The organism is Edaphobacter sp., assembly GCF_035532915.1.
Classification (GTDB): domain Bacteria; phylum Acidobacteriota; class Terriglobia; order Terriglobales; family Acidobacteriaceae; genus Edaphobacter.
On record NZ_DATKQC010000311.1, the window covers coordinates 1 to 7181 of the forward strand.

Below are 7181 nucleotides of genomic sequence, written 5' to 3' on the forward strand. Positions count from 1 at the left end.
GAGGTGCTCGATGCAGTAGACTTCCGGCGAGAGGTAATTTCGTGAATAGTGGTTGGACCAAAGTTTTGATTGCGGCTTGCGTGATGACTGGGGTAGCGATGGCGCAGGGCGATCCGCCGCGACTCTTCGACGCGGCGACGGCAGCGCAGCGGGCTCCGGGAACGAAGGTGCGGATTGATCTGATTGGCGATTCGACGCAGACGAACAACGCGGGGTATGGCCGCGGATTTTGCGCGAATGTGACGGCGGCGGTGGACTGCGTGAATATGGCCAAGGGTGGGGCGAGCACAAAGACGTTTCGTGAGCAGGGGTTGTGGCAGGAGAGCCTGGAGACGAAGCCGGACTACATGCTGATCCAATTTGGGCATAACGATATGGAGTCGGCGGACCATCTGCCGCGGCAGACGACGATGGCGGAGTATGAGGCGAACCTGCGGCGGTTTGTGAACGAGGCGCGAGCGGCTGGTATCAAGCCGGTGTTGGTGACCCCGCTGACGCGGAGGTACTTTGGCGCGGACGGGAAGATTCACTCGGACCTGACGGCGCACGCGGAGACGATGAAGAAGGTTGCTGCCGAGATGAAGGTTCCGGTGATCGATCTGCAGCGGGACAGCATCGCCTACCTCGACCGTGTGGGCGAGAAGGCTGGAGATGGGCTGGCGATTACGAAGAAGGACAAGGACGGCAAGACGATCTTCGACAAGACGCATTTGAACTGGCAGGGGAGCTATGTTTTTGGACGGATCGTGGCCGTCGATATGGGGAAGGCGGTTCCGGCGCTGCGGCAGTATGTGCGGCCGCAGGCGGCGGTGCTTCCGCCGGCAGGCGTGAAGGCGATGAAGGTGATTCGCGGCGGCCCGGTGAAGATTGTGCTGGTGGGCGATTCGACCGTGAATGCCGGAGGTGGATGGGGCAAGGGCTTTTGCGCGATCATGACTGCGAACGTTACCTGCGTGAACGAGGCGCTGAATGGGCGCAGCTCGAAGAGCTTTATCGACGAGGGAGCGTGGGCGAAGGCGCTGGCGGATCGAGGGGATTATTACCTGATCCAGTTTGGGCACAATGATCAGAAGAAGGATGTGGCGAGGGCGACCGATCCGGATACGACATACGCGGCGAACCTACGGCGCTATATAGGGGACGTGCGGGCGATTGGGGCGGTACCGGTCATTGTGACTTCTCTGTCGCGGCGGAATTATAAGGATGGAGTTCTGGTGCAGGACCTGACTGCTTATGCGAATGCGGCGAAGCGTGTGGCCATGGAGGAAGATGTAACTCTTGTTGACCTGAACGCGATGTCGGTAAAGCTGCTGGAAAAGATGACGCAGTCGCAGGCGGATGATTTTGATGCCAGTGGCCATCCCGATGCGAAAGCGGAGAGCAAGGGGCCGACGAAGCTGGACCGGACCCATTTGAATGCGAAGGGCAGGCGCTGTTTGGACGCATGGTTGCCGATAGCTTAGTTCGGATGCAGGTGGAGTTGGGGCCGGATGTGGTGGGGCAGCCCACGCCTTCGGTGGCTGCGAAGTGATTGTTGGGGAAGGTTAGTTTGAGAGTTCAATTGTCGGGTGGGTGCGGGCGCGCCAGAATTCGAGCAGGGTGCCGGCGATAGTGAAGGCGACTGGACCGAGGATGACTCCGGTGATGCCGAAGACGGCGATGCCACCGAGGATGGAGATAAGGATGGTCGCGGTGTGGCTGCGCAGTCGTGTGCCGACCAGGATGGGATAGAGGAAGTTGTCGATGGTGCTGACGACGACGCCTCCCCAGATGGCCAGGAGCAACGCTTTTCCCCAGTGCCCCGAGAATCCAAGGTAAATAGCGATGGGACCCCAGACAAGGAAGGCTCCGAAGGCAGGGATCATGGCGAAGGCGGCGGTGGAGAAGGCCCAGAGGATGATCCCGGGAACTCCGAGTACCCAGAAGGCGAGGCCGGCGAGGACGCCCTGCACTCCGGCGACGGCCAGCCTGCCGAGGGCCGTGGCGAAGATGGTGTCGCCTAACCTTTCGAGGAGTTCGTGACTTTCGTCTTCGCGGAGAGGCAGAAGAGAGCGTAGGAAGGCCAGGGCGAGGTGTCGGTCGCGGAAGAGGAAGAAGAGGACGAACATCATGATCACCATCTGGGTGATGGCGCGGAAGGAGTTTCCGAGAACTCCGGCGAGTTTGCTGCCGATATAGGCGGCGGTGGTCTGAGCGGCGTGGCCGGGGTCGATGGAGCCGGAGGTGATCTCGATGCGGGAGGCGAGGGCAGGATGGTCACCGATATATTCGCTGAACCTCTGCTGGGTGGCGTTGTCACGCAAGGCGCTGACAGCGGTTAGAGCCTGTTTGCCTATGTTCTGTGCGAGAAAATAGCCGGGGACGATGGCGGCCAGCATCACCAGAATGACGGCGAGTGTGGCAGCGGTGGAGCGGTGCCTGATCTTTGAGGCCAGCCAGTCATAAGGGCGTTGGGTGATGACAGCCAGGACGATGGCTCCGAGGATGGCCGTGAAAAAGGGATAAAGCAGAAGACCGCAGACGATGAGGATGGCAAGGGTCAGAAGATAGAAAGTGATCTGCTTCCATGTCGTTTCTTCGTCGCTGGACGGCATTCGTTCTGCTCCAAGAGGTTAGTGACTAGCGTGATCGTGTTATGAGTAGGATGCTTCGGACTGCGATTGGTGGCAGATGCGTGTTGTTCAGCTAATTTATCTCAACTGCAGTGCCTGGCGAGGTAAGATTATTTTTCTCGGGCCCCGAAGCAGGAGGATGAGATGGCAAAGAAGATCATCATTTGCGCCGATGGCACGTGGAATTCGTCGCATGGCATTGGCGCTTTCGCAAACGATACCAATGTTCGCAAGCTGTTTTGCGCGCTGGCCGATACTCCCGACCAGATGCGCTACTACGACAGCGGAGTGGGAACCGATGGCACACCGATCGACCACTTGGCCGGTGGCGCTATGGGAGACGGTCTGTTTCAGAAGGTGCAGGACGGGTACGAGTTTCTCGCCTATGTCTGGGACCCGGGAGACGAGATCTACATCTTCGGGTTCAGTCGCGGCGCGTACACGGCGCGCAGCCTGGGCGGGATGATCGCAGGGTTCGGCGTGCCCAATAAGAACTTCGACAATATGACGGTGCAGAAGATCTTCGCCGCCTACCGGCAGACCGATCCGAAGCTGCGGGCCAGCATGAAGGCGGACCTGAATACGGAGTATGGGCTGGCCGAAGCCGACGTGCGGATGATTGGCGTGTGGGACACGGTGGGGGCGCTGGGTGTGCCGGGGATGCTATTTAGTGTGTTGCATCAGAATAAGTATGGCTTTCTGGACACGTCGCTGCATCCGTGCGTCAAGAACGCCTATCATGCGGTCTGCATCGACGAGCGGCGTGCGCAGTTTAAGCCTACTTTGTGGACAAATAAGGATGGGTCGCCGCGGGCCAATGACGATCAGGTGCAGCAGGTGTGGTTTTCAGGTGTGCACTGCGATATCGGCGGCGGCTACGACGATTGCCAGTTATCGGAGATTACCCTGGGCTGGATGATGAGGAACGCGATCAAGTGCGGGCTTGTGTTCAGCGACGATGCGATGGGGAAGTATCTGAAGATCGATGCTAAAAATGCACAGGGTTCGGCCCATGACGAATGGAAAGTTGTTCCGTGGGGCATCCCGGAACATCGCGAGGTCCCGGACAATGCGGTGATGGCCAATACGGTGCAGATGCGACTGGACAACGTGGCAGTGTATCGCCCGGAGAATCTGACCGTGACATCGAATGGGAAGCTGAAGGGGTACCAGGTGGTGGATGTGCTGGCCTGAACCTTGAGGGATGCTGCGGGGGCTATGGAACATTCCTCTTCGTGACGGCGTATCTGATGTGTCGATGGATACCTCGGTTGTGGAAAGGATGTTTATGCCTCTGCGAGTTCGATTCAGTTCGGTTGTATGCGCGATGACTTTGTTGAGTGCCATCTCGTTTTGCGGCGGTGCAAGCTCTTTTGGACAGAACTCGGATACCAATCTGGAGCTTCATGCCAACTCTCATGCCAGCGCGGCGAGTGTCGGCCTGCCTGCTTATCCCGGAGCCGCTCTCTATACAGATGGGGACGACGATTCCGGAGGCGATCTCGGACTTACCGTGGGGGATATTCACTTCAGCCTGATAGCCGCGAATTATGTGACGAAGGATTCGCCTGCGCAGGTTTTGGATTTCTACCGCAAACCGCTCTCGCATTATGGAGAGGTTCTGGAGTGCAACCACGGCAAGCCTGTGGGTTCACTCACCATCACGCGCAGCGGGTTGACTTGCGATCTGAAAGATAACGGAGGTACAAACTCGTACTCTTCTTCGGGGCACGAGATTCGCGCTGGCTCTCCACATAAGTTTCGCATTGTGGGCATTGATGACTCTCACTCGGCAGGGACGCGCTTCGGTCTCGTCTATCTTGAGCTGCCTAAGAACGGCGACAAGAAAGTGGATTAGCTGCTGCTCATGGCGCGTCGTGGTGCGCGGTTTTCGGGCGGGGTAGAGGGATGGAAGCGTAGCGGATGCGCTTTCGGTTCCAGGTGTAGGTTGTGTCGAGATTGCCGTCTTTATCCTGAATGATGGCTGGGTAGGAGTATTCGCCGGGCTGGTCTTCGAGGGTGGCGAAGATCTTGAAGTGTTCTCCGTCGGAGCTGATGGCGAGGTTGAGCGGGGTGCGGTCTTTGGTGCTGTTGTTAAAGATGAGGACGATACGCCCGTCGCGAAGGCCGACCGCGTCGATGCCGGAGTTGGGGTTGGGGAGGTCGATGGGGTGGGCCTGGGTCCAGGTGAGGCCGTTGTCGAAGGAATCGGCGACGCAGACGCGCGCGATGTCTGAGGTGGAGCGGGCGTAGAGGCGGAGATGCTTTTTGCCCAGCGATACCACGGTGGGCTGAATGATTCCGTGGATGTGCTCCTTTGCGTCGATGGGAGGCTGCTGCGGAGTCGAGCTCTGTGATGGCACGGTGATGGGGCCGATCTTCTGCCAGGTTTTGCCGTTGTCGGTGCTGTGGTCGATCCATGCGGCCCAGGAGGAGTAGCTTTCGACGGAGGTTCCGCTGACGATGGTGCCGTCGGGTAGGACGAGGGGCTTATCTTTGGTGGGACCGAGGAGACCGGCGGGAAGATGTTCGGGCTGCGACCAGGACTTGCCGTCATCGTTGCTTACGATGCGGGCTCCGGTCCAGGTGCGGGCGCTGGGGCCGAATTTGTAATAGAGCCATAGCTTGCCGTCGGCGGAGTGAAAGAGGACGGGGTTCCAGCAGGCGATATTGGGTTCGCGAACGAGCAGGAAGGGCGCGGTCCAGTGGCCCGCGGTGCGGTGCGAGCCCCAGATGGCGACGTCGGGCGCGTTCTCGTGGGTTCCGCCAAACCATGCGGCGAGCAGATCGCCGTTGCGCAGCTGGACGAGGGTTGAGGCGTGCGCGGAGGGGAAGGGCGCTGAGGTGTAGATGAATTCTTTGGAGATTGCGGCGGGCTCCGCGTGCGCAAGGGGGAGAAGGATGATGAGAACGAGGAGAAGAGTGATGCGGCGCGGATTCGGCCAATGTATGCTCGCCATGGTTAATGGGTATCACAAGGCCATAGGGAGATGCCGGGCCACCGTTCGGGAGCTGTTTGCCATCCAAAATAATCGTAAGGAGGGATGACGATGAGATTTTACAAGTTAGCCGCTGCGCTTACGCTGTCGTTCGTGCTGGCGGGATCGGGTTTCGCACAGACAAATGTTGATGAGACGCACCAGACCCAGAAGCAGTTGAAGCAACAGCATAAAGCAGACAAGGCCCAGGCGAAGGCGGACAAGGCCGAGCGCAAGGCCGTGAGGACGAAGGCGCAGAAGAAGGCCGATAAGGCGCAGGACAAGGCAGACCGGGAAGCAGCAAAGGCGGCTACTCCTCCGCAGTAACGGTTGTACTGATTCAAAGCGTGCGATCTTTTTTGGGTCGATGTGCCCATATCTCAACCTGAGATATGGGCACATTGTTCTTAAGGGGTATCCTGACGGCGTTGGCGAAGGCTAATATTGGGCTCCCCTGAAAATTGATAGAGGAGGTATGGACGATGGTGCGTCTTGATGCGTGGCTGGCGTGCGGTGTGATGGTATCTACTGCTGCCACGGATGCGGTTTATGTGATGTTCAACTCGGCGGTGTCGGCGAAGAGGCGGGTGCCTGCGGCGACTTGGAGCAGTGTTTGGTATCTGCTTTCGGCTTTTGCCGTCATCAGTTATACGAAGAACTGGGTGTATGTTTGCTTTGCGGCCGTAGGGTCGTGGATCGGGGCCTATCTTTCGATGACGATTCTGCAGCGGGCCAGAGGCAGGAAGGCAGCGGTTTGATTGACGAATCCTTCTGGTTTTCTGGGGAATCAGATAGGTACGACTGCAAGGAGGAAAGGGAATGGCTCTGATTGTTATCTGCGTTGGGGCATTGTGTCTTGCCCTATTTGTTGGCAGCAGAATTAAGCGTGCCCGGGCACGGCGCGAGTTGGAAGAGCATTCGATTGAGCCGGAGACGTTGCATGAATTGTTGACGGTAAACCAGAAACTGCGGGTGTTCGATGTTCGTCAGCCCCTGGACCTGCTGGCTTACTCGGAGTTGATTCCGGGAGCGACGCGGATTCCGCCGAAGGAAGTATTGGCGAATCCGTTGCTGATTCCGAGGGAAGAGGATGCGGTGGTGTACTGCACCTGTCCCGATGACAAGACCAGCCGGGAGATTTTGCAGAGGGCGCTGAGCCTGAATTTTTCGCGAGTGAAGGTTTTGCGCGGCGGGCTGGCCGCGTGGAAGGCGAAGGGATATCCGGTCGTGCCTTATAGAGATGCGTTTCGGCTGGATACAGAGATTTAGTCTGTTCGATCAGTTATCTGTGGGGCGCTCCGCCTTATCGACGACGAGCGCGTCTACTGGGCCTTTGGTTGCTACCAATTTCAGGCCGAGCTGCTGCTGGACGGCTGTGAAGAAGGGAGGGCTGGGGGCATCTGGCGAGGCCGCTGCCACCCCTCCCCCGAACTGAGAGTTGTCGGGAGCCCATGTCAGGTCGAAGTCGTACTTGCCGGTGATGCCGGTCTTGTCCACGACCGGGCGGTCGAGCACGGCGCGTTGCAGCAGAGAAGTGAACTCGCCCATGGTGGTGTTGCGTGCGGGCAGCAGGATGCGCTGGGGATAGACG

The 7181-nt window shown here is 58.7% G+C and carries 9 protein-coding genes; 6 read left to right on the forward strand and 3 right to left on the reverse strand.

Going from position 1 to position 7181, the window contains the following annotated elements:
• On the forward strand, positions 1 to 1463 hold a 1463-nt coding region (locus VMU57_RS14690; protein WP_325384699.1), incomplete at its 5' end, for a GDSL-type esterase/lipase family protein.
• Between the two features lie 81 nt (positions 1464 to 1544).
• Here the strand turns inward: VMU57_RS14690 and VMU57_RS14695 are convergent.
• Positions 1545 to 2594 carry an AI-2E family transporter gene (locus tag VMU57_RS14695; RefSeq protein ID WP_325384701.1) on the reverse strand — a complete coding sequence of 350 codons (1050 nt, stop codon included), beginning with the start codon at positions 2592 to 2594 and terminating at the stop codon, positions 1545 to 1547.
• A 162-nt stretch (positions 2595 to 2756) separates the two neighbouring features.
• On the opposite strand from VMU57_RS14695, the gene VMU57_RS14700 reads away from it, so the two are divergent.
• Both VMU57_RS14700 and VMU57_RS14705 read left to right on the forward strand, forming a co-directional pair.
• A complete protein-coding gene (locus VMU57_RS14700) occupies positions 2757 to 3806 on the forward strand; it encodes a DUF2235 domain-containing protein (RefSeq protein WP_325384703.1) in 1050 nt (349 codons plus the stop codon).
• Between the two features lie 133 nt (positions 3807 to 3939).
• Positions 3940 to 4470 carry a hypothetical protein gene (locus VMU57_RS14705; protein WP_325384705.1) on the forward strand — a complete coding sequence of 177 codons (531 nt, stop codon included), beginning with the start codon at positions 3940 to 3942 and terminating at the stop codon, positions 4468 to 4470.
• A gap of 7 nt (positions 4471 to 4477) precedes the next feature.
• Here VMU57_RS14705 and VMU57_RS14710 read toward each other — a convergent pair whose 3' ends face one another.
• Positions 4478 to 5572, reverse strand: coding sequence for a sialidase family protein (locus VMU57_RS14710; RefSeq protein ID WP_325384707.1), 1095 nt, complete (start codon positions 5570 to 5572; stop codon positions 4478 to 4480).
• A 90-nt stretch (positions 5573 to 5662) separates the two neighbouring features.
• Between VMU57_RS14710 and VMU57_RS14715 the strand changes: the two genes are divergently transcribed.
• The 3 genes from VMU57_RS14715 to VMU57_RS14725 all read left to right on the forward strand — a co-directional run bounded on the left by VMU57_RS14715 (position 5663) and on the right by VMU57_RS14725 (position 6859).
• A complete protein-coding gene (locus VMU57_RS14715; RefSeq protein ID WP_325384709.1) occupies positions 5663 to 5917 on the forward strand; it encodes a hypothetical protein in 255 nt (84 codons plus the stop codon).
• A 155-nt stretch (positions 5918 to 6072) separates the two neighbouring features.
• Positions 6073 to 6348 carry a hypothetical protein gene (locus VMU57_RS14720; protein WP_325384711.1) on the forward strand — a complete coding sequence of 92 codons (276 nt, stop codon included), beginning with the start codon at positions 6073 to 6075 and terminating at the stop codon, positions 6346 to 6348.
• Positions 6349 to 6409: 61 nt separating this feature from the next.
• Positions 6410 to 6859 (forward strand): rhodanese-like domain-containing protein, encoded by a 450-nt coding sequence (locus VMU57_RS14725; protein ID WP_325384713.1) that lies wholly within the window; start codon positions 6410 to 6412, stop codon positions 6857 to 6859.
• Between the two features lie 9 nt (positions 6860 to 6868).
• Here VMU57_RS14725 and VMU57_RS14730 read toward each other — a convergent pair.
• Positions 6869 to 7181, reverse strand: a 313-nt coding sequence (locus tag VMU57_RS14730; protein ID WP_325384715.1) for a TIGR03435 family protein, incomplete at its 5' end; no start/stop codon positions are given.

Bases quoted from the DNA above. Each gene is read 5' to 3' on its own strand.
- VMU57_RS14700 (WP_325384703.1), top strand. From the start codon at position 2,757: ATGGCAAAGAAGATCATCATTTGCGCCGATGGCACGTGGAATTCGTCG.
- VMU57_RS14715 (WP_325384709.1), top strand. From the start codon at position 5,663: ATGAGATTTTACAAGTTAGCCGCTGCGCTTACGCTGTCGTTCGTGCTG.
- VMU57_RS14725 (WP_325384713.1), top strand. From the start codon at position 6,410: ATGGCTCTGATTGTTATCTGCGTTGGGGCATTGTGTCTTGCCCTATTT.
- VMU57_RS14720 (WP_325384711.1), top strand. From the start codon at position 6,073: ATGGTGCGTCTTGATGCGTGGCTGGCGTGCGGTGTGATGGTATCTACT.
- VMU57_RS14705 (WP_325384705.1), top strand. From the start codon at position 3,940: ATGACTTTGTTGAGTGCCATCTCGTTTTGCGGCGGTGCAAGCTCTTTT.
- VMU57_RS14710 (WP_325384707.1), bottom strand. From the start codon at position 5,572: ATGGCGAGCATACATTGGCCGAATCCGCGCCGCATCACTCTTCTCCTC.
- VMU57_RS14695 (WP_325384701.1), bottom strand. From the start codon at position 2,594: ATGCCGTCCAGCGACGAAGAAACGACATGGAAGCAGATCACTTTCTAT.